This is a genomic window from Pseudomonas sp., from assembly GCF_050739775.1.
Taxonomy (GTDB): domain Bacteria; phylum Pseudomonadota; class Gammaproteobacteria; order Pseudomonadales; family Pseudomonadaceae; genus Aquipseudomonas.
This window is the reverse complement of record NZ_JBOICA010000025.1, coordinates 1-17,758: the sequence shown is the minus strand read 5'-3', so window position 1 is coordinate 17,758 and position 17,758 is coordinate 1. Positions and strand designations below refer to the sequence as shown.

At 60.7% G+C, this 17,758-nt stretch carries 18 protein-coding genes; 9 read left to right on the top strand and 9 right to left on the bottom strand.

Features of this window, described 5'->3' with window-relative positions:
* Positions 1 to 22 precede the first annotated feature (22 nt).
* The 3 genes from spoT to ACRESH_RS14550 form a co-directional block, all read right to left on the bottom strand.
* Complete coding sequence (spoT, locus tag ACRESH_RS14560; protein WP_431742663.1) at positions 23 to 2,131, bottom strand: bifunctional GTP diphosphokinase/guanosine-3',5'-bis pyrophosphate 3'-pyrophosphohydrolase; 2,109 nt, start codon at positions 2,129 to 2,131, stop codon at positions 23 to 25.
* A 60-nt stretch (positions 2,132 to 2,191) separates the two neighbouring features.
* The gene (gene rpoZ / locus ACRESH_RS14555) at positions 2,192 to 2,458 is read right to left on the bottom strand and encodes a DNA-directed RNA polymerase subunit omega (protein ID WP_028942466.1); all 267 of its coding nucleotides are present in this window, start codon (positions 2,456 to 2,458) and stop codon (positions 2,192 to 2,194) included.
* A 236-nt stretch (positions 2,459 to 2,694) separates the two neighbouring features.
* Positions 2,695 to 3,573 (bottom strand): LysR family transcriptional regulator, encoded by an 879-nt coding sequence (locus ACRESH_RS14550; protein ID WP_431742662.1) that lies wholly within the window; start codon positions 3,571 to 3,573, stop codon positions 2,695 to 2,697.
* Positions 3,574 to 3,817: 244 nt separating this feature from the next.
* On the opposite strand from ACRESH_RS14550, the gene ACRESH_RS14545 reads away from it, so the two are divergent.
* The 4 genes from ACRESH_RS14545 to ACRESH_RS14530 all read left to right on the top strand — a co-directional run bounded on the left by ACRESH_RS14545 (position 3,818) and on the right by ACRESH_RS14530 (position 9,169).
* The gene (locus tag ACRESH_RS14545; RefSeq protein ID WP_431742661.1) at positions 3,818 to 5,200 is read left to right on the top strand and encodes a glutamine synthetase family protein; all 1,383 of its coding nucleotides are present in this window, start codon (positions 3,818 to 3,820) and stop codon (positions 5,198 to 5,200) included.
* An 18-nt stretch (positions 5,201 to 5,218) separates the two neighbouring features.
* Positions 5,219 to 6,712: an aldehyde dehydrogenase gene (locus ACRESH_RS14540; protein WP_431742660.1), complete on the top strand. Its 1,494-nt coding sequence runs from the start codon at positions 5,219 to 5,221 to the stop codon at positions 6,710 to 6,712.
* 14 nt (positions 6,713 to 6,726) lie between these two features.
* A complete protein-coding gene (locus ACRESH_RS14535; protein WP_431742659.1) occupies positions 6,727 to 7,506 on the top strand; it encodes a gamma-glutamyl-gamma-aminobutyrate hydrolase family protein in 780 nt (259 codons plus the stop codon).
* Positions 7,507 to 7,618: 112 nt separating this feature from the next.
* Complete coding sequence (locus ACRESH_RS14530; RefSeq protein ID WP_431742658.1) at positions 7,619 to 9,169, top strand: APC family permease; 1,551 nt, start codon at positions 7,619 to 7,621, stop codon at positions 9,167 to 9,169.
* Positions 9,170 to 9,190: 21 nt separating this feature from the next.
* Here ACRESH_RS14530 and gmk read toward each other — a convergent pair whose 3' ends face one another.
* Positions 9,191 to 9,811, bottom strand: a complete 621-nt coding sequence (gmk, locus tag ACRESH_RS14525; protein ID WP_431742657.1) for a guanylate kinase — start codon at positions 9,809 to 9,811, stop codon at positions 9,191 to 9,193.
* 13 nt (positions 9,812 to 9,824) lie between these two features.
* Positions 9,825 to 10,688, bottom strand: a complete 864-nt coding sequence (locus ACRESH_RS14520) for a YicC/YloC family endoribonuclease (protein WP_431742656.1) — start codon at positions 10,686 to 10,688, stop codon at positions 9,825 to 9,827.
* 241 nt (positions 10,689 to 10,929) lie between these two features.
* Here ACRESH_RS14520 and rph point away from each other — a divergent pair, with 241 nt between their 5' ends.
* From rph to ACRESH_RS14500, 4 genes are all read left to right on the top strand, one after another.
* A complete protein-coding gene (rph, locus tag ACRESH_RS14515) occupies positions 10,930 to 11,652 on the top strand; it encodes a ribonuclease PH (RefSeq protein ID WP_431742655.1) in 723 nt (240 codons plus the stop codon).
* Positions 11,653 to 11,676: 24 nt separating this feature from the next.
* A complete protein-coding gene (locus ACRESH_RS14510; protein WP_431742654.1) occupies positions 11,677 to 12,045 on the top strand; it encodes a DUF4870 domain-containing protein in 369 nt (122 codons plus the stop codon).
* A gap of 400 nt (positions 12,046 to 12,445) precedes the next feature.
* Entirely contained in the window at positions 12,446 to 13,873 is a 1,428-nt protein-coding gene (locus ACRESH_RS14505) for a PAAR domain-containing protein (RefSeq protein ID WP_431742653.1), read from the top strand.
* Entirely contained in the window at positions 13,870 to 14,277 is a 408-nt protein-coding gene (locus tag ACRESH_RS14500) for a hypothetical protein (protein WP_431742652.1), read from the top strand. Before ACRESH_RS14505 ends, ACRESH_RS14500 begins: the two co-directional genes overlap by 4 nt.
* 54 nt (positions 14,278 to 14,331) lie before the next feature.
* On the opposite strand, the gene ACRESH_RS14495 is transcribed toward ACRESH_RS14500, so the two are convergent.
* On the bottom strand, positions 14,332 to 15,111 hold the full coding sequence (locus ACRESH_RS14495) for a catabolite repression control protein Crc (RefSeq protein ID WP_431742651.1): 780 nt from the start codon (positions 15,109 to 15,111) through the stop codon (positions 14,332 to 14,334).
* An 80-nt stretch (positions 15,112 to 15,191) separates the two neighbouring features.
* On the opposite strand from ACRESH_RS14495, the gene pyrE reads away from it, so the two are divergent.
* On the top strand, positions 15,192 to 15,833 hold the full coding sequence (gene pyrE / locus ACRESH_RS14490) for an orotate phosphoribosyltransferase (RefSeq protein ID WP_431742650.1): 642 nt from the start codon (positions 15,192 to 15,194) through the stop codon (positions 15,831 to 15,833).
* A gap of 38 nt (positions 15,834 to 15,871) precedes the next feature.
* Here pyrE and ACRESH_RS14485 read toward each other — a convergent pair whose 3' ends face one another.
* Genes ACRESH_RS14485 through ACRESH_RS14475 form a run of 3 tightly spaced genes read right to left on the bottom strand, consistent with a single transcriptional unit; the run spans position 15,872 to position 17,607 of the window.
* Positions 15,872 to 16,531, bottom strand: a complete 660-nt coding sequence (locus tag ACRESH_RS14485; protein ID WP_431742649.1) for a DUF799 domain-containing protein — start codon at positions 16,529 to 16,531, stop codon at positions 15,872 to 15,874.
* On the bottom strand, positions 16,528 to 16,896 hold the full coding sequence (locus ACRESH_RS14480; RefSeq protein WP_431742648.1) for a DUF4810 domain-containing protein: 369 nt from the start codon (positions 16,894 to 16,896) through the stop codon (positions 16,528 to 16,530). The genes ACRESH_RS14485 and ACRESH_RS14480 overlap by 4 nt, the downstream gene beginning before the upstream one ends.
* A 30-nt stretch (positions 16,897 to 16,926) precedes the next feature.
* Positions 16,927 to 17,607, bottom strand: coding sequence for a CsgG/HfaB family protein (locus ACRESH_RS14475; RefSeq protein WP_431742647.1), 681 nt, complete (start codon positions 17,605 to 17,607; stop codon positions 16,927 to 16,929).
* Positions 17,608 to 17,758: the final 151 nt, after the last annotated feature.

Here is a 17,758-nt window from a genome sequence, read left to right as displayed (position 1 = left end):
ATGACTCCTTGCTGTTATTGGGCTACGTGCGCATGCGGGTGATGCGGATCACCCCGGTCAGGGCGCGTAGTTTCTTGATCACACGGGCCAAGTGCACGCGGTCGTGTACGCTGACCACCAGTTGGACCACGCTGATGCGACCATCGCGCTCGTCCATGCTGATTTTCTCGATGTTGCCGTCGGCGGCGTTGACGCTGCTGGCCAGCAGGGCGATAAGGCCGCGTTGGTGCTCCAGCTCGACGCGCAGTTCGACATTGAACTCACCGGTGACATCCTTGGCCCAGGACAGTTGCACGCACTTTTCCAGGTTGTGGCGGATTTCACTGATGTTTCGGCAGTTCTCCAGGTGTACGACCATGCCCTTGCCGGCCGACAGGTGGCCGACAATTGGATCGCCCGGGATCGGCGTGCAGCATTTCGCATAGCTGAGCACCAGGCCTTCGGTGCCGCGGATCGCCAGCGGGCCTTCGGGGGTCGGCAATTGCTCGCCCTCGCTGGACAGCAGGCGGCGGGCAACCACATAGGCCATGCGATTGCCCAGGCCGATGTCTTCGAGCATGTCCTCGATCTGCTCCAGGCGGTACTCGCTGAGCATGGCCTGGATGCGCTCCTGGGAAATCTTGTCCAGAGCGCTGTCGAAGCCGTTGAGCACCTTGTTCAGCAGGCGTTCGCCGAGGCTGATGGACTCGGAGCGGCGCTGCAGCTTGAGGGCATGGCGAATATGCGTACGGGCTTTGCCGGTGACGACGAAATTGAGCCAGGCAGGGTTCGGCCGAGCGCCCGGGGCGCTGACGATCTCGACCGTCGAGCCGCTCTGCAGGGGCTCGGACAGCGGCGCCAGGCGCCGATTGATCCGGCAGGCGATGCAGCTGTTGCCGACGTCGGTGTGCACCGCGTAAGCGAAGTCGACCGCCGTGGAGCCTTTGGGTAGCTCCATGATGCGGCCTTTGGGCGTGAACACGTAGACCTCGTCCGGGAACAGGTCGATCTTCACGCTTTCGATGAATTCCAGGGAGTTGCCCGCACGTTGCTGCATTTCCAGCACGCCTTTGACCCACTGGCGGGCGCGGGCATGGGTGCCCTTGGGTTGCTCGTCGTCGCTGGACTTGTACAGCCAGTGGGCGGCAATGCCGTTATTGGCCATCTCTTCCATTTCGCGGGTGCGAATCTGGATCTCGATGGGCACGCCGTGCATACCGAACAAGGTGGTGTGCAGCGACTGGTAGCCGTTGGCCTTGGGGATCGCGATGTAGTCCTTGAAGCGCCCAGGCAGCGGCTTGTACAGGTTGTGCACGGCACCGAGCACGCGGTAGCAGGTGTCTACCTTGTCGACGATGATGCGAAACGCATAGACATCCATGATCTCGTTGAAGGCCCGGCGCTTGCCGCGCATCTTCTTGTAGATGCCATAGAGGTGTTTCTGCCGGCCGCTGACGTCGCCTTCGATACCGTCGACAGCAAGGCAGTGGGCTAGCGACTCCTCGATCTTGTTGACGATTTCCTTGCGGTTGCCGCGGGCACGCTTGACCGCCTGGTAGATGCGCGCGGAGCGCATCGGGTGCATGGCCTTGAAGCCCAGGTCTTCGAATTCCACGCGCACACTGTGCATCCCCAGGCGGTTGGCGATGGGGGCGTAGATTTCCAGGGTTTCTTTGGCGATGCGCCGGCGTTTCTCGCCTGACAGCACCTCCAGCGTGCGCATGTTGTGCAGGCGGTCGGCCAGTTTTACCAGGATCACGCGGATATCCCGGGCCATGGCCATGGCCATTTTCTGGAAGTTTTCCGCCTGGGCCTCGGCCTTGGTCTCGAAGTTCATCTGGGTCAGCTTGCTGACCCCGTCGACCAGCTCGGCCACGGTCTCGCCAAACTGCGAGCTGAGGGCTTCCTTGGCGATGCCGGTGTCTTCGATCACGTCATGGAGCATGGCGGCCATCAGGCTCTGATGGTCCATGTGCATTTCGGCAAGGATGCTTGCCACCGCCAGTGGGTGCGTGACGTAGGCTTCGCCGCTGCGACGGCGTTGGCCATCGTGGGCTTGTTCGGCGTAGAAGTACGCTCGGCGCACCAGGTTGACCTGGTCAGCGCCGAGGTAGGTCGACAGGCGATCGGCGAGGGCGTCTATGCTCGGCACAGGATTACCTCCTGCCGAGGAAAGGGGACCTGCGCCGTACTACGTCGACCAGGCATAGGCTTAGACGGCCTCGTTGGCCTCTTCCTCGCTACCGAAGGCAAAGGCAGGCTCGACTTCGACAATGGATTCGGCAGCGATGAATTCAGGGGTGCAGATGCCTTCAGCGATTTCACGCAGGGCAACGACGGTAGGTTTGTCGTTTTCCCATGCCACTTTCGGCTCTTTGCCGCCGGTGGCCAGCTGACGGGCACGCTTGGTAGAGAGCATGACCAGCTCAAAACGGTTATCCACGTGTTCTAGGCAGTCTTCAACGGTTACGCGGGCCATGGTCTTCCTCAAGTAGCAAATGCGGTGTTCAGCCCGAATGGGCGAGCGGACTCGATAGTTTAAAAAATCACCAGCCTTTAGGGAAGCGCTGATTTCATTTCGGGTCCTTGATAGCTCTGACGATAACCACTTCCGGGGCTCTGGCACAACTGTTTGTCGTGTTGTCGGATTTAAACGCATCGCGGGGCAAGCCCCACAGAAGCCTGTGGGAGCGGGCTTGCCCCGCGATGACGATTTTATTGGCGACCCAAGGCATCACGCAGGCGCGGGGTCAGCTCATCGAACAACGTCTGCACCGAACGCAACGCCCGGCAATCCGGGCGGGTCAGCAGCCAGAGTTCGGTGTCGCAACCGGGCAGTGCGTCGCTCAACGGCTCGACGTCCGGCAGGGTGTGGGCCATGTAGTCGGGCAGAGCCGCTACGCCCAGTCCTGCAGTCACCAGTTGGGCAATCGCGGAGATACTGCTGCAACGATAGCGCGGCATGACGCCGGGCAAGTGCTCGCTGCGCCAGACCACGGTAGAGTGGTCCTGCATGGTGTCATCCGGCGCGATCCAGGGCAGGCTGGCGGGGGCTTGCTTGAGCTTTTCGCGGTATTCCTCGCGGCCACAGACCACGTAAGAGGCCGAGCCCAGACAGCGACCGACCAGGTGTTCGGGGGGCGAGTTGGTCAGGCGCAGGGCTAGGTCGGCGTCGCGGCGGCTCAGGTTGGCGAAGGTGTTGGAGGTCGCCAGTTCAAGTGACAGGGCCGGATAGGCCGGCATGAACTCGGCCAGTGCCGGTAGCAACAGGCTGTGCAGCACGGCATCGGTGCAGGTCAGGCGGACGGTACCGCTGACCACTTGTTCACCGTGCTCCAGCGCCACCCGTGCGGCATCCAGCGCCTGTTCGGCGCGCTCGGCTTGTTCGGCCAAGGCCTGGGCGGTACCGGTGGGGATGTAGCCCTTGCGGCTTTTTACGAATAACGCGGTGCCGAGGGCAGCTTCCATGCGCCGAATCGAGCGGAACACCGTCGAAACATCAACCCGCAGCAGTTCTGCGGCTTTTGCCAGTGAACGTCCGCGTACCAGGGCGAGTACCAGCGAGAGGTCGGCGTGACTGATCTGATATTGCATGGGTGCACTCTTTGCTTGCCTAAATGCCAATGTCTGTTGCGCTGAGGCCATTCTATAGTGAGGCAGCAGTCGTGAATCAACTCGCGACGTTGTCAGTATGTGGAACGTGAGTCCTATATGACAACGTTCTGCAGTTCCCCACGATGGGACTACTTAAAAGAACAAACGAAACCATCGCCGCTCCCGGTAGCGCCGCAGTACCTCCTCCACAGTCGTTCGATAAAAAATCAAAGGATGCCTAGCCATGACGTCGGTCTCCCCGCGCGCCATCCCTCTCGACGAGATGGGTGAATTTCTCCAGGCCCACCCTGAGGTGCAATTTGTCGATCTATTGATTGCAGACATGAACGGCGTGGTACGCGGCAAGCGCATCGAGCGTGCGAGCCTGGTCAAGGTGTACGAAAAAGGCATCAATCTGCCGGCATCGCTGTTCGCCCTCGACATCAACGGTTCCACCGTGGAAAGCACCGGCCTGGGCCTGGACATCGGCGATGCCGACCGCATCTGTTTCCCGATCCCCGGTACCCTGAGCTACGAACCCTGGCAGAAGCGTCCTACCGCCCAGTTGCTGATGACCATGCACGAACTGGACGGCGTGCCGTTCTTCGCTGACCCGCGGGAAGTGCTGCGTGGTGTGGTGGCGAAATTCGACGCGTTGGGTCTGGATATCTGCGCGGCGTTCGAGCTGGAGTTCTACCTGATCGACCAGGACAACCTCAACGGCCGCCCGCAGCCACCGCGTTCGCCGATCTCAGGCAAACGCCCGCAGTCGACTCAGGTGTACCTGATCGACGACTTGGACGAGTACGTCGACTGCCTGCAGGACATGCTCGAAGCGGCGAAAGAGCAGGGCATCCCCGCCGATGCCATCGTCAAGGAAAGCGCGCCTGCGCAGTTCGAGGTCAACATGCATCACGTCGCCGACGCGATCAAGGCCTGTGACTACGCGGTGCTGCTCAAGCGCCTGATCAAGAACATCGCCTACGACCATGAGATGGATTCGACCTTCATGGCCAAGCCCTATCCGGGCCAGGCGGGCAACGGTCTGCATGTGCATATCTCGTTGCTGGACAAGAAAACCGGCAAGAACATCTTCACCAGTGATGACCCCGAGCAGAGCCAGACCCTGCGACACGCCATTGGTGGTGTGCTGGAGACCATGCCGGCATCGATGGCCTTCCTGTGCCCGAACATCAACTCCTACCGCCGCTTCGGTGCCCAGTTCTATGTGCCGAACGCACCAAGCTGGGGTCTGGACAACCGCACAGTGGCGGTCCGCGTGCCGACCGGCAGCAGCGATGCAGTGCGTATCGAACACCGCGTGGCCGGCGCCGATGCCAACCCGTACCTGATGATGGCGGCGATTCTGGCTGGCATCCACCACGGCCTGACCAACCAGATCGAGCCGGGAGCGCCCATTGAAGGCAACTCCTACGAGCAGCTGGAACAGAGCCTGCCGAACAACCTGCGCGATGCGTTGCGTGAACTCGATGACAGCGAAGTGCTGAACAAATACATCAGCCCGGACTACATCGACATTTTTGTCGCCTGCAAGGAAAGCGAAATGGCTGAGTTCGAGGTGTCGATTTCCGACCTCGAGTACAACTGGTACCTGCATACCGTGTGATGCCCGGAGAAAACAACAATGACAATTGCACCACGTGAACACTGGGAACAGCTGTTCCAGACTCTGAAGATCGAAGGCCGTGCCTTTATCGACGGGCAGTATTGCACCAGTGTCGCTGGTGACACTTTCGCTTGTTCGAGCCCGGTCGATGGCCGCCAGCTGGCGCAGATCGCCAGTTGCGACAGCGCCGACGCCGAGCGTGCCGTGGCCGCGGCACGCCGCAGCTTTGACAGTGGCGTCTGGGCATTGCAGGCACCGGCGCAACGCAAGCGGGTGCTGATTGCTTTTGCCGACTTGCTGCTGGCCAACGCCCAGGAGCTGGCACTGCTGGAAACCCTGGACATGGGCAAGCCCATTGCCGACGCCCTGAGCATCGATATTCCGGCTGCGGCCAATGCCATCCGCTGGCACGCCGAAGCCATCGACAAGATTTATGACGAAGTTGCTGCAACCGCGTCCGACCAGCTGGGTCTGGTCACCCGCGAGCCGGTCGGCGTGGTTGCGGCCATTGTTCCGTGGAACTTCCCACTGATGATGGCCTGTTGGAAACTCGGCCCGGCCCTGGCCACCGGTAACTCGGTGATCCTCAAGCCGTCCGAAAAATCACCGCTGACCGCGATCCGTATCGCGCAGTTGGCGCTTGAAGCCGGTATCCCGGCCGGTGTCCTGAACGTGCTGCCTGGATACGGCCACACCGTCGGCAAGGCCCTGGCCCTGCATATGGATGTGGACACCCTGGTGTTCACCGGATCTACGCGCATTGCCAAGCAACTGATGGTCTATGCCGGTGAGTCGAATATGAAGCGGGTCTGGCTTGAGGCCGGAGGCAAGAGTCCGAACATCGTCTTTGCGGACGCCCCTGACCTGCAGGCGGCCGCCGATGCGGCAGCGGCGGCGATTGCCTTCAACCAGGGCGAGGTGTGCATTGCCGGTTCGCGCCTGCTGGTTGAGCGCAGCATCAAGGATCGCTTCCTTCCCATGGTGGTCGAGGCCCTCAAAGCCTGGAAGCCGGGTCACGCTTTGGACCCCGAGACGCGAGTCGGCGCCCTGGTGGACAACACCCAGCTGGATACCGTGCTCGGCTATATCGAGGCCGGCAAGGCGGATGGCGCCACATTGTTGACCGGTGGTGAGCGCGTGCTGGAAGACACCTGCGGCGTTTACCTGCAGCCGGCGATCTTCGATGGCGTGACCAACGCCATGCGTATCGCTCGCGAAGAGATCTTCGGGCCAGTGCTTTCGGTGATCACCTTCGACAGTGCCGAAGAGGCGGTGACCATTGCCAACGATTCGCCATTCGGCCTGGCCGCAGCGGTCTGGACCAACGACATTTCCCGTGCCCACAAGACCGCCCGCGCCCTGCGCGCTGGCAGCGTCTGGGTCAACCAGTACGACGGCGGCGACATGACCGCGCCATTTGGCGGTTTCAAGCAGTCGGGCAATGGTCGAGACAAGTCGTTGCACGCTTTTGACAAATACACCGAACTCAAGGCGACCTGGATCAAGCTGTAAGGGAGGGTGAACCCATGCAAACTACCACTGGCCTGCCGCCTTTGATTGGCGTTTCCGCCTGCCGTCAGCAGTTGGGTAACAACTCGTCGCACACTGTCGGCGACAAGTATGTCGAAGCGGCAGGTTTCGCCGGGATCCCTCTGATTCTTCCCGCACGTGCCGAGCCGGGTGACCCGCAGCGCGTGCTGGAACGCCTCGATGGCATTCTTTTTACCGGTTCGCCTTCAAATGTCGAGCCGCATCATTACAATGGCGCTCCCAGCGTGGAAGGTACGAAGCACGATGTGTTTCGCGACCGGCTGACCCTGCCGTTGTTGCAAGCCGCCATTGTCACCGGTGTGCCGGTGTTCTGCATCTGCCGTGGATTCCAGGAATTAAACGTTGCCTTGGGCGGCACGCTGCACCAGCGGGTGTATGAGCTGCCAGGTTTCCTCGATCACCGCGAGCCGCAGGACGCGCCACTGGAAGAGCAATACAGCCCCCGCCATAGCGTAACCGTGCAGTCCGGCGGGTTGTTCGAGCGGCTGGGGCTGGAGCAGCGCTTCATGGTCAATTCGCTGCACAGCCAGGGCATCAATCGCCTGGCTGGCGGCCTGCGTGCCGAGGCCCTGGCGCCGGACGGATTGATCGAAGCGGTGTCCATGGAGGACTCCCCGGGCTTTGTGGTCGGTGTGCAATGGCACCCCGAATACCGCTTGGCCGACAACCCGGTTTCGTTGCGTCTGTTCCAGGCGTTTCGTCAGGCATGCCTGGCCCGTGCAAGGGGCGAGCGTCACCGGGAGAAGGCCCTATGAGGTCATCCGGCTGATCCGGAACTGAACCAACAGACTACAGGTTTCAATGAGTGCAAGCGGACGCGCTGCAAGGCGTCCTGAAAAACAATAGTAAAAGCGGCGGCAACTACTCATGAGCGAATACGAAGCAGGCCTGTCTCCAGGTATGGGACAGGCTCGCACCCAGGAAAACGGTACATCGAAAGCATCCAAGGGGCTGGCCAAGGGCCGGCTTGGGCTGCTGGCGAGCATTGTGCTGGGCATCTCCACCATTGCACCGGTCTACACCCTCACCGGCGCCCTCGGCCCAACCGTGCGTGAAGTCGGTGCCCATCTGCCGGCTGTGTTCATTGTCGGCTTTCTGCCGATGCTGCTGGTGGCCCTGGGCTACCGCGAGCTGAACTCGGCGGAACCTGACAGCGGCACCTCCTTTACCTGGTCGGCGCGGGCGTTTGGCCCGATGATTGGCTGGATCGGCGGTTGGGGGTTGGTCACGGCCACCACTATTGTGCTGTCCAACCTCGCGGGGGTGGCAGTCGACTTCTTCTACCTGTTCCTCGGGCAGATATCCGGCAACCACGAGGTGGCAGCGCTGGCTGACAACCTGCTGATCAACGTCGTCACCTGTTGCGTGTTCATCGCCATGGCGGTGTGGATCTGCTGTCGCGGGATCGCCACGACCATGACCGTGCAGTACGCCTTGGTGGCGTTGCAACTGGTGGTGCTGGTGGGCTTTGCCATGGCCGCGTTTGGCGAGTCGGCACCGATGCCGCCGCTGGAGTTCGATTTTGACTGGTTCAACCCATTTGGCGTCGAATCCTTCTCGGCGTTTGCCGCTGGCCTGTCGTTGTCGATCTTCATCTTCTGGGGCTGGGACGTGTGCCTGAGCATCAGTGAAGAGTCCGTGGGCAGCGGTGACACCCCCGGCCGGGCAGCGACCCTGACGGTGCTGCTGATTCTTGGGTTGTACCTGGTTACGGCGATTGCCACGCTGCAGTTTGCCGGTATCGGTGATGTTGGCCTGGGCCTTAACAACCCGCGTATCCAGGAAAACGTCTTTGCCCACCTGGCCGGTCCAGTCATGGGGCCGCTGGCGATCCTGATGTCGATCGCGGTATTGGCCAGCACCGCTGCCTCGCTGCAGTCGACTTTTGTGGCGCCAGCGCGCACCTTGCTGGCCATGGGTTACTACGGCGCGGTACCGGAGCGCTTCGCCAACATCTGCCCACGCTCGCAAACCCCGCGTTACGCGACGATCTGTGCCGGTGTGGCCGCAGGTGTGTTCTACGTCACCATGCGTACCCTGAGCGAGAACGTGCTGGCCGACACCATCACCGCCCTGGGCATGATGATCTGCTTCTACTACTCGCTGACCGCTTTTGCCTGTGTCTGGTACTTCCGCCACAGCCTGTTCGACAGCGTGCGCCACTTCCTGATGCGTGGCCTGTGTCCGCTGCTCGGTGGCGGTATCCTCTCGGTGATCTTCCTGCAGACGGCCTACGACAGCGCTTCGCCATCGTTCGGCAGCGGTTCGCATGTCGGCGGTTTGGGCTTGGTGTTCGTGATCGCAATGATCATCACACTGCTGGGGCTGGGGCTGATGATGCTGTCACGCCTGCGGGCGCCGGCGTTCTTCCTGGGCATGACCCTGCAACGTCACGCTACCGTCTCCAGCCGCCGCTAAGCGGCCGGAGCTACCGGTTGCTCAGGCAAGCAATTGTTTGAGCAACTGGCCATGGCGCTGCTGCTGGTTAGCCTGCAGCAGGCGGTTGGCGCGGAACACCGCCTTGAGGTCTTCCAGCGCAGTGGCGAAGTCATCGTTGATGATGACGAAGTCATACTCGTCGTAGTGACTCATCTCGCTGACCGCTTCGCGCATCCGTCCCTCGATGATCTCGTCGCTGTCCTGGCCACGGTTGGTCAGGCGCTGACGCAGGGCCTCCTGGGTCGGCGGCAGGATGAAGATCGAACGCGCCTCAGGCATCAGCTTGCGCACCTGCTGGGCACCTTGCCAGTCGATTTCCAGGATCAGGTCGTGGCCCTGATCGAGGGTCTGCTGCAGTGCGCTGCGGGAAGTCCCATAGAAGTTACCGAAGACCTCGGCCTGCTCGAGGAAGTCGCCTTGCTCGATCATCAGTTTGAATTCGGTATGCCCGACGAAGTGGTAGTTCACGCCGTGCGCTTCGCCTGGGCGCATGGCCCGGGTGGTGTGCGAGACCGACACCTGGATGCTGTTGTCGGCGTCGATCAGCGCCTTGACCAGGCTGGTCTTGCCGGCGCCGGACGGGGCGGAAACGATATAAAGGGTGCCGCTGCTGTGATTCATGGTCGGGGTGGCCTTACTCAATGTTCTGTACTTGTTCACGCATCTGTTCGATCAGTACCTTGAGGTTGACCGCGGACTGGGTGCTGCGTGGGTCGAAGGCTTTGGAGCCCAGGGTGTTGGCTTCGCGATTGAGCTCCTGCATCAGGAAGTCCAGGCGCCGGCCAGCAGCGCCGCCGGACTTGAGCACCCGGCGTACTTCGGTGATGTGGGTGCTCAGACGGTCGAGCTCTTCAGCGACATCGCTCTTTTGCGCCAGCAGGACCATTTCCTGTTCCAGGCGCTGCGGGTCGAGCTCGGCTTGCAGGTCGGTGAAGCGGTCGAAAATTTTCTGGCGCTGGGCTGCGAGCATCTGCGGCACCAGGGTGCGCAGGGTGGTGACTTCGCTGGCCATGCTGTCCAGGCGCTCGTTGATCAGGCGGGCCAGCTCGGCGCCTTCGCGATTGCGGCCATTCTTGAGCTCCTTGAGGGCTTCTTCGAACAGGTTCATCGCTTCGTTGTTCAGGGCTTGTGGGTCGCTGGCGTCAGCGACCAGCACGCCAGGCCAGGCCAGCACCTCCAGCGGATTCAGCGGCGCCGGCTGCTTGATCAGGCTGGCCACGGTCTCGGCGGCAGCGACCAGTTGCGCGGCGCGCTCACGGTCGACCTGCAAGGGCTTGCCGGCGTTTTCTTCATTGAAGCGCAAGGTGCATTCGACCTTGCCGCGCGACAAGCCCTGACGCAGGGCTTCACGCACCGCACCTTCGAGGTCGCGCAGCGCTTCAGGTAGACGCAGGTGGGGCTCCAGATAGCGGTGGTTGACCGAGCGTAGTTCCCAGACCAGGGTGCCCTGGCTACCGGCGCGCTCGACACGAGCAAAAGCGGTCATGCTGTGCACCATGGGAAGTACCTCGCAAAAAAGGGTCAAGGGAAAGCCAACCGGCTGCAAAGGCGCAAGATTGTAGCGCAGTGCGGCGCTGGCTCCCAATGCACTGATGTTACAAACACTCAGACAACGCCCGGAAAAAACCGACCAACGCCTCTGGGCCCTCTGTTTCGGGGACTGCGACAATAGACGTGTCCTCAAGGCCCGGTGCGCTCTATAATGCTGGGCAGATTCAAACCCAGTACAGGTATCCCAAATGAAACGTCCAAGTGGTCGCGCTGCCGATCAGCTCCGCTCGATCCGCATCACCCGCAACTACACCAAACACGCCGAGGGATCAGTACTGGTCGAGTTCGGTGACACCAAAGTCGTCTGCACGGTCAGCGTCGAGAACGGCGTGCCGCGCTTCCTCAAAGGCCAGGGCCAGGGCTGGCTGACCGCTGAGTACGGCATGCTGCCGCGCTCCACCGGCGAGCGCAACCAGCGTGAAGCCGCGCGTGGCAAGCAGGGTGGTCGTACCCTCGAAATCCAGCGCCTGATCGGCCGTTCGCTGCGTGCCGCCCTGGACATGAGCAAGCTCGGTGACATCACCCTGTACGTCGACTGCGACGTGATCCAGGCCGATGGCGGCACCCGCACCGCATCGATCACCGGTGCCATGGTTGCCCTGGTTGATGCCCTGTGCGTGGTCAAGAAGCGTGGCGGCCTGAAAGGCGGCGACCCGCTCAAGCACATGATCGCTGCCGTTTCGGTTGGCATGTACCAGGGCGAAGCCGTGCTCGATCTGGACTACCTGGAAGACTCGGCTGCCGAGACCGACCTCAACGTGGTCATGACCAGTCAGGGTGGCTTCATCGAAGTCCAGGGCACTGCCGAAGGCGCGCCGTTCCAGCCGGAAGAGCTCAACGCCATGCTGGCGCTGGCGCAAAAAGGCATGGTCGATCTGATCGAACTGCAGAAAGCCTCGCTGGCTGACTGATTTCGACACGGCAAGGAGCAGAATATGACAGAGCAACCGTTGCAGTTGCCCACCCCCAATGCCGAGATTCGTCAGTGGGCGATGTTCTGTCACCTGGCCGCCCTGCTGGGGCTGGTCGTGCCTTTTGGCAACCTGCTGGGTCCATTGGTGATGTGGGTCTGGAAAAAGGACCTGGACCCGTTTGTCGATGCCCAGGGCAAGGAAGCGCTGAATTTTCAGCTCACCGTGTTCCTGGCCTCGATCATCTGCTTTGCGCTGATGTTCGTGCTGGTAGGGATCGTGTTGTTTGGCATGTTGATGGTTGCCGTCTTGGTGCTGACCATCATTGCCGGGGTCAAGGCCAATGACGGGCAGCCTTATCGTTACCCGCTGACCTGGCGGCCGATCAGGTAGGAGCGGGCTTGCCCCGCGATTGCGGGCTGTCTGCCCCATCGTATCGCGGGGCTAGCCCGCTCCCACTGATTCCTTCAAGGGTTGAAGAAAAAGGCGAGCCTCAAGCTCGCCTTTTTCATGTCTGCATTTTGGCCGTCAGACACTGCGTGTTCGTTTTAGACCGAGATTTTTCCTGCAAAAGAACGTCGGGTCTGACAAGGAAATCCGCACATGTAGTAGGACGTTTCTGTATCGTCTTCTACTGAGTTTTTTGCTGTAAATGCCGTGCTAGGTTCCGGGCTTCACTTGCCCAAGGAATCAGTACATGTCTACACGGAACGATCACCCTGCCACCTCCTTCAGCCCCCGTGCGGGCGGAGTGCCGATGTTTGACGACTTCCTGACGGTCGTGGGGTGAAGCATGGGCATGCGCTCCAACATGTTCGGCCGGGGTGAGGGGCTTCACGGCGACAAGACCAGCACCGGTGCAACCTGCCTGAGCAGCCTGCCGCAGGCTGCACATTGCCGGCGTGGCATCCTGCGCAAGGGGGATGTCACTACGCTTTGCCCGAAATGCGGTAAGTCCGGAAAAATAATCGAAGGGGATTCACGCTTCACCTTCTATGGTATCCCGGTGGCAGTGGACGGCATGATAGTACTCTGCGGCTGCCCGCCCGGCACCAATCGGCTGGTTGCCCCCTTGGGGGAATGGATCGGACCGGGCGGACCGGCGGCGTCCCGATCTGCTCAAGCTGCCAATCGCGGGGCGGCGGCTTCGCCCACCTCGGACACTTCCCGCTTCGCGCCTGCGGTCCGCGCCGCGCCAGGCATGTCTGCAGCCCCCGGGACGCTGGAACCTGGCTTCTATGTAGTGCCGCGCAGCATGTCCGTTCAGCAGGTGCTGGCCGAACTGGGGCTCGATACCCGCTACCTGTCGACTCGCCTGCAGCGGCTCAACCCCACCTTTGCCCAGGGTTTCAAGGCGGGCGAAATCTTCGTTATCGGCGATCCGGACAACGGTACGGCTTGCACGCGGGAGGAGGCCCAACTGATGGCCGCTGCCGCTCAGGTCCGCGAGGCGCTGATGCAGCTCAATGAGGACGAGGCCAATTTCATGGTCCGCTACCAGGGCGAGATTGCCGGGTTGCTTAGTGGTGCCAGTCAGGCGATTGGCATTGCTAAGGACATGTTGAGCCAGGGACTGAAGCAAGTCGAAGGCAGCTTGCGCGCGCTTGAGCAGCTGTACCTAAGGGCATTCAGTACCCATGGGCACCTGAAAAGTGAGGAGTTCTTTGCTTCACGCCAGCAGCTGTACCGCCAGCTGGACGGGCAGTTGAAAGGCGCATTTCTCAACAAGCCGTTGAACCTGGGCAGTTACGACTCGTTGCGTCGTGATCTGGGCATTTCGACCAAAAGCCTGGTGCATCATTGGAGTCGCGCCGGTGCGCCGGGTGAGATTCCGGGTTATGCCACGCATATGGATAAGGTGGCCAAGACGGCGAAGTACCTCAAATACGGAGGGAGCGTCGGGATTGCGTTAGGTGGTGGTGCATCGCTGCTTAAAGTGCAGGAGGTGTGCCGTGCCGGGGAAACAGAAGCGTGTAGAAGGGTTCGATTTACCGAGGCTGGAAGCTTTTCCGGTGGAATAGGGGGAGGTATGGCTGGAGTCGCTTTGGGGGGATACGCTGCATATCTTACGTGTGGCGTGGCGGCAGCTTTTACAGGAGGACTTGGTGGGGCTGTTTGTGGAATCGTCCTTGTCGGCGGAGGCTCGGTCGCCGGAGGAGTGGGTGGCAGCTACGGTGGGGAACTCATAGGGGAGGAGCTCTACAACTGGACTGGACAATGAGTGGCGACTTCTATTTTTCTTGGCATCCTGGCCTACGGGTAGTCTTTTTGTTTACTCCTTTTGTGATTGCGATGTCTGGGGTGGCAACTGCCTGTTTCATCGCTTGCAGTCGGGACTTCACCTCAATGCTTATGGCCTTACCCAGGTGTCCTTGGCTGCAACAGCAGATACTCATCTGGGGAACGACCAGCTTTAAATCACGCTACTACTTGGTCAATACAATGTGTGTTGCCATGCTTTGCCCGAACATCGGAATTCGAAGAGGGTTATTGGATGCTGACGAGATACGTAATTTCCCGATATCGCTTAAGCGTCGCATGGTAGTTGCTGCTTGGTTGGTGATTATTGGCTCGGCGTGGCTATTCGTAGGCCTTGCGTTGATCAAACTCTCCTCTGCACGCTGAAACGTCGGCCACAAAAAAACCGACGCGATGTCGTTTTTTTTGTGGCTGAACGAATCAGATCGTCAGCGTCCAGTCGTAGTCCACGATCAGTGGCGCGTGCTGGGAGAAGCGCGGTTGACGCGGCAGGCGCGCGCTACGCACGAAGCGACGCAAGCCCGGGGTCAGCAGTTGGTAGTCGAAACGCCAGCCCAGGTTGAGCATCTCGGCCTGCTCGTTGTCCGGCCACCAGCTGTACTGGTCGCCTTCACGGCTGACTTCGCGCAGGGCATCGACATAACCCATGTTGCCGACGACTTCATCCAACCAGGCACGTTCAGGTGCCAGAAAGCCTGGCGACTGCTGGCCATCGCGCCAGTTCTTGACGTCGAGCTTCTGCTGCGCCACGTACAACGAGCCGCAATAGATGTACTCGCGACGTTTGCGTCGCTGCTTGTCCAGGTATTTGGCGAAGTCGTCCATCAACTTGAATTTCTGGTTTAAGTCTTCGTCGCCGTTCATTCCCGAAGGCAGCAGCAGCGTTGCGATGCTTACCTTGTCGAAATCGGCCTGCAGGTAACGTCCGTAGCGGTCGGCTGTCTCGAAGCCCAGGCCGCTGATGACTGCCTTGGGCTGCAACCGCGAATAAAGTGCCACGCCGCCTTGGGCGGGAACTTCTGCGTCGCAGGCATAAAGGAAGTAGCCATCAAGCTGGAAAGCTGGGTCGTCGAGTTCAAAGGCCGAGGCGCGGGTATCCTGAAGGCAGATGACGTCGGCATTCTGGGCTTGTAGCCAGCTGAGCAAACCACGCTCGACTGCAGCCTGAATGCCATTAACGTTCACACTGATGATCCGCATAAATGGCCCCAAAAATCTCGTGCGTGTATGATACCCGAGCTGTACTCAATTAGCTAAATCCGTGGTATCCGGGACTCTTCATGCAGCCGTATCAGCGCGACTTCATTCGTTTTGCCATCGACCGCGGGGTTCTGCGCTTCGGTGAATTCACCCTCAAGTCCGGGCGCACCAGCCCGTATTTCTTCAATGCCGGCCTGTTCAACAGTGGCTCGGCCCTGGCTCAGCTCGGGCGTTTCTATGCGGCGGCGATCGTCGACAGCAAGATTCCGTTCGACGTGCTGTTCGGTCCGGCCTACAAGGGCATTCCCCTGGCGGCAGCCACTGCCGTGGCCCTGGCCGAGCATCATGACCTCGACCTGCCATGGTGCTTCAACCGTAAAGAAGCCAAGGCACACGGCGAAGGTGGCAGCCTGGTCGGCGCACCGCTGACCGGCGACGTGCTGATCATCGACGACGTGATCACCGCGGGCACCGCGATCCGTGAAGTCATGCATATTATCCAGGGCCAGCAGGCCAAGGCTGCCGGCGTACTGATTGCGCTGAACCGCCAGGAGCGCGGCAACGGCGAGCTGTCGGCGATCCAGGAAGTCGAGCGCGACTTCGGTATTCCGGTGGTCAGCATCGTTTCGCTGACCCAGGTGCTGGAGTTCCTCGCTGACGATCCGGCGCTCAAGCAGCACTTGCCGGCGGTAGAAGCCTACCGCGCGCAGTACGGGATCTGAATGAAAACGGGCCGCATCAAGCGGCCCGTTTCTTTTTATCAGTCTGTGCCGTATTTCGGCGAGCGAGGCCCGTAGAGGATGCCGCCGTTCTGGTAGGGCGTCAGCAGACGTGCGCCGGTCATGCCAGCAATCGGATAGCTGGCATCATCCCGTGTGCTGTTGATGATCTGCTTGACCGCTGCGGTGATCAGCATGCCGATCAGGCCGCCGCTGTTGCTGTTGCCTTCTTCACTGGAGGCCGTGGCGGTGCCGGTCCATAGGGTGGTGCCGCTCTTGAGGTCGACCAGCTTGGCGCTGGCGGTCACGATCGAAGCGCTGCTGATCACCATATAGCGGGTGCCGTAGTCGCTGACAGTCACGTACAGCCCTGCGTCTGCACCGAAGATCTCATTGAGCTTGTTTGTAGGCAACTGGTAAATATCACCCGGCGTGCTCAGGCCGTTCTGGCGAAAAGTCTCGTCGACCAACGCCACCGGCAGCACGTAGTAGCCAGCCTCAGCCAGCGGATAGGTGACCTGCGAAAGCATGCTGTAGCTGGCCTTCACATCCGGCGATTCGTTCAGCGGTGGCAGGATCAGGATCGAGCGCGGGCGAGCTTGCTTGAACGCCGAGTAGTCGATGGTCCTGCGTTCGGCGCAGCCGGCGAGCAGCGACAGGATGCATGCACCGACAACCAGTTTGAGAACACGATTGATCACTGTTTAGCTCCTTGCCGTGCGTTTTTCATCAAGAAGTCCATGTACGCGCTCGATTCCGGGAACAGGGTCTTCTCGGTCTGGAACTGCTGAATCATCTGATCATCCTTGCCCAGGCTCGAGTAGAGCAGGCCAAGCTGGGCGTGGTAGCCCGGCGGTACCGCACCGCTCTTGGCGCGGATCTTCTGCAGGTCGCGCTCAAGTGCCTCCGCTTGGGCTTCCTTCGATTCCCCTTTGAAGTACTGATATACCTGGGGCTGATAGCTCTCCCACTGGTACAGGGGCTTCTGTGTGTTGCAGCCGGTCAGCAAGACGCTGCCCAGCAGGATGCCGACGGCCGTACGCCAGGCAAAAGTTGCGCTGCTCATTCTGTGTTCGTCCTTGTGAACTGAGGTTTCTTACTGGTTGGCAGGTTTCCAGGCACCGCTTTCCACGGCGCCGACCAGTTTGTTGACTGCTTCGCGCATGGCCAGGTCGAGGACCTTGCCGTTGAGGGTGGAGTCGTAGCTGGCAGTACCGCCGAAGCCGATGACTTCGCGGTTGGACAGGGCAAACTCACCGGCACCCTGACTCGAGTAGACCACTTCGGAGGTGCTGATGTTGACGATGTTCAGTGCGACCTTGGCGTAGGCGACTTGGGTTTTACCGCGGCCGAGAATGCCGAACAGCTGATGGTCACCTACTTCCTTGCGACCGAACTCGGTCACGTCGCCGGTCACGACGAAGTCGGCACCCTTGAGGCGCTGAGCCTGGCCCTTGATAGTAGCTTCTTGTTGGATCTCGCCCATGTTGTCGCGGTCCAGCACGTTGAACCGGTTGGTCTGCTGCAGGTGCGTGATCAGGATGGTCTTGGCTTGACCGCCGAGCCGGTCGACGCCGTCGGAGAAGATGCCGCGCATGTAACTGGAGCGGTTGTCGAACTTACCTACGGCGATGGGGGTGCGCAGGCCGCTGTAGGGGCGGTTGACGCTTTCGACCTGCTGTACGGCGACGGATCTGGAGGTTTCAGTTGCACAGCCTGCTATCGACCCAAGTGCGATGGCAGTTGCCAGCGCGAGTCCCTGTGACGCATATTTCACGCTACTTCTCCCGGGTAAATACAAATGCTTTGCATGTGATTGCATTGTGCCAGCTGTTTCGACCGGCAAGCAATTTACTTGAGAGGGAGCAGGGGGAAGGGCGGTTTTCGGGCAGGGGCATCGCGGGGCAAGCCCGCTCCTACCATTGCGG

Bases quoted from the DNA above. Each gene is read 5' to 3' on its own strand.
- rpoZ (WP_028942466.1), bottom strand. From the start codon at position 2,458: ATGGCCCGCGTAACCGTTGAAGACTGCCTAGAACACGTGGATAACCGT.
- ACRESH_RS14550 (WP_431742662.1), bottom strand. From the start codon at position 3,573: ATGCAATATCAGATCAGTCACGCCGACCTCTCGCTGGTACTCGCCCTG.
- ACRESH_RS14545 (WP_431742661.1), top strand. From the start codon at position 3,818: ATGACGTCGGTCTCCCCGCGCGCCATCCCTCTCGACGAGATGGGTGAA.
- ACRESH_RS14540 (WP_431742660.1), top strand. From the start codon at position 5,219: ATGACAATTGCACCACGTGAACACTGGGAACAGCTGTTCCAGACTCTG.
- ACRESH_RS14535 (WP_431742659.1), top strand. From the start codon at position 6,727: ATGCAAACTACCACTGGCCTGCCGCCTTTGATTGGCGTTTCCGCCTGC.
- ACRESH_RS14530 (WP_431742658.1), top strand. From the start codon at position 7,619: ATGAGCGAATACGAAGCAGGCCTGTCTCCAGGTATGGGACAGGCTCGC.
- gmk (WP_431742657.1), bottom strand. From the start codon at position 9,811: ATGAATCACAGCAGCGGCACCCTTTATATCGTTTCCGCCCCGTCCGGC.
- ACRESH_RS14520 (WP_431742656.1), bottom strand. From the start codon at position 10,688: ATGGTGCACAGCATGACCGCTTTTGCTCGTGTCGAGCGCGCCGGTAGC.
- rph (WP_431742655.1), top strand. From the start codon at position 10,930: ATGAAACGTCCAAGTGGTCGCGCTGCCGATCAGCTCCGCTCGATCCGC.
- ACRESH_RS14510 (WP_431742654.1), top strand. From the start codon at position 11,677: ATGACAGAGCAACCGTTGCAGTTGCCCACCCCCAATGCCGAGATTCGT.
- ACRESH_RS14505 (WP_431742653.1), top strand. From the start codon at position 12,446: ATGGGCATGCGCTCCAACATGTTCGGCCGGGGTGAGGGGCTTCACGGC.
- ACRESH_RS14500 (WP_431742652.1), top strand. From the start codon at position 13,870: ATGAGTGGCGACTTCTATTTTTCTTGGCATCCTGGCCTACGGGTAGTC.
- ACRESH_RS14495 (WP_431742651.1), bottom strand. From the start codon at position 15,111: ATGCGGATCATCAGTGTGAACGTTAATGGCATTCAGGCTGCAGTCGAG.
- pyrE (WP_431742650.1), top strand. From the start codon at position 15,192: ATGCAGCCGTATCAGCGCGACTTCATTCGTTTTGCCATCGACCGCGGG.
- ACRESH_RS14480 (WP_431742648.1), bottom strand. From the start codon at position 16,896: ATGAGCAGCGCAACTTTTGCCTGGCGTACGGCCGTCGGCATCCTGCTG.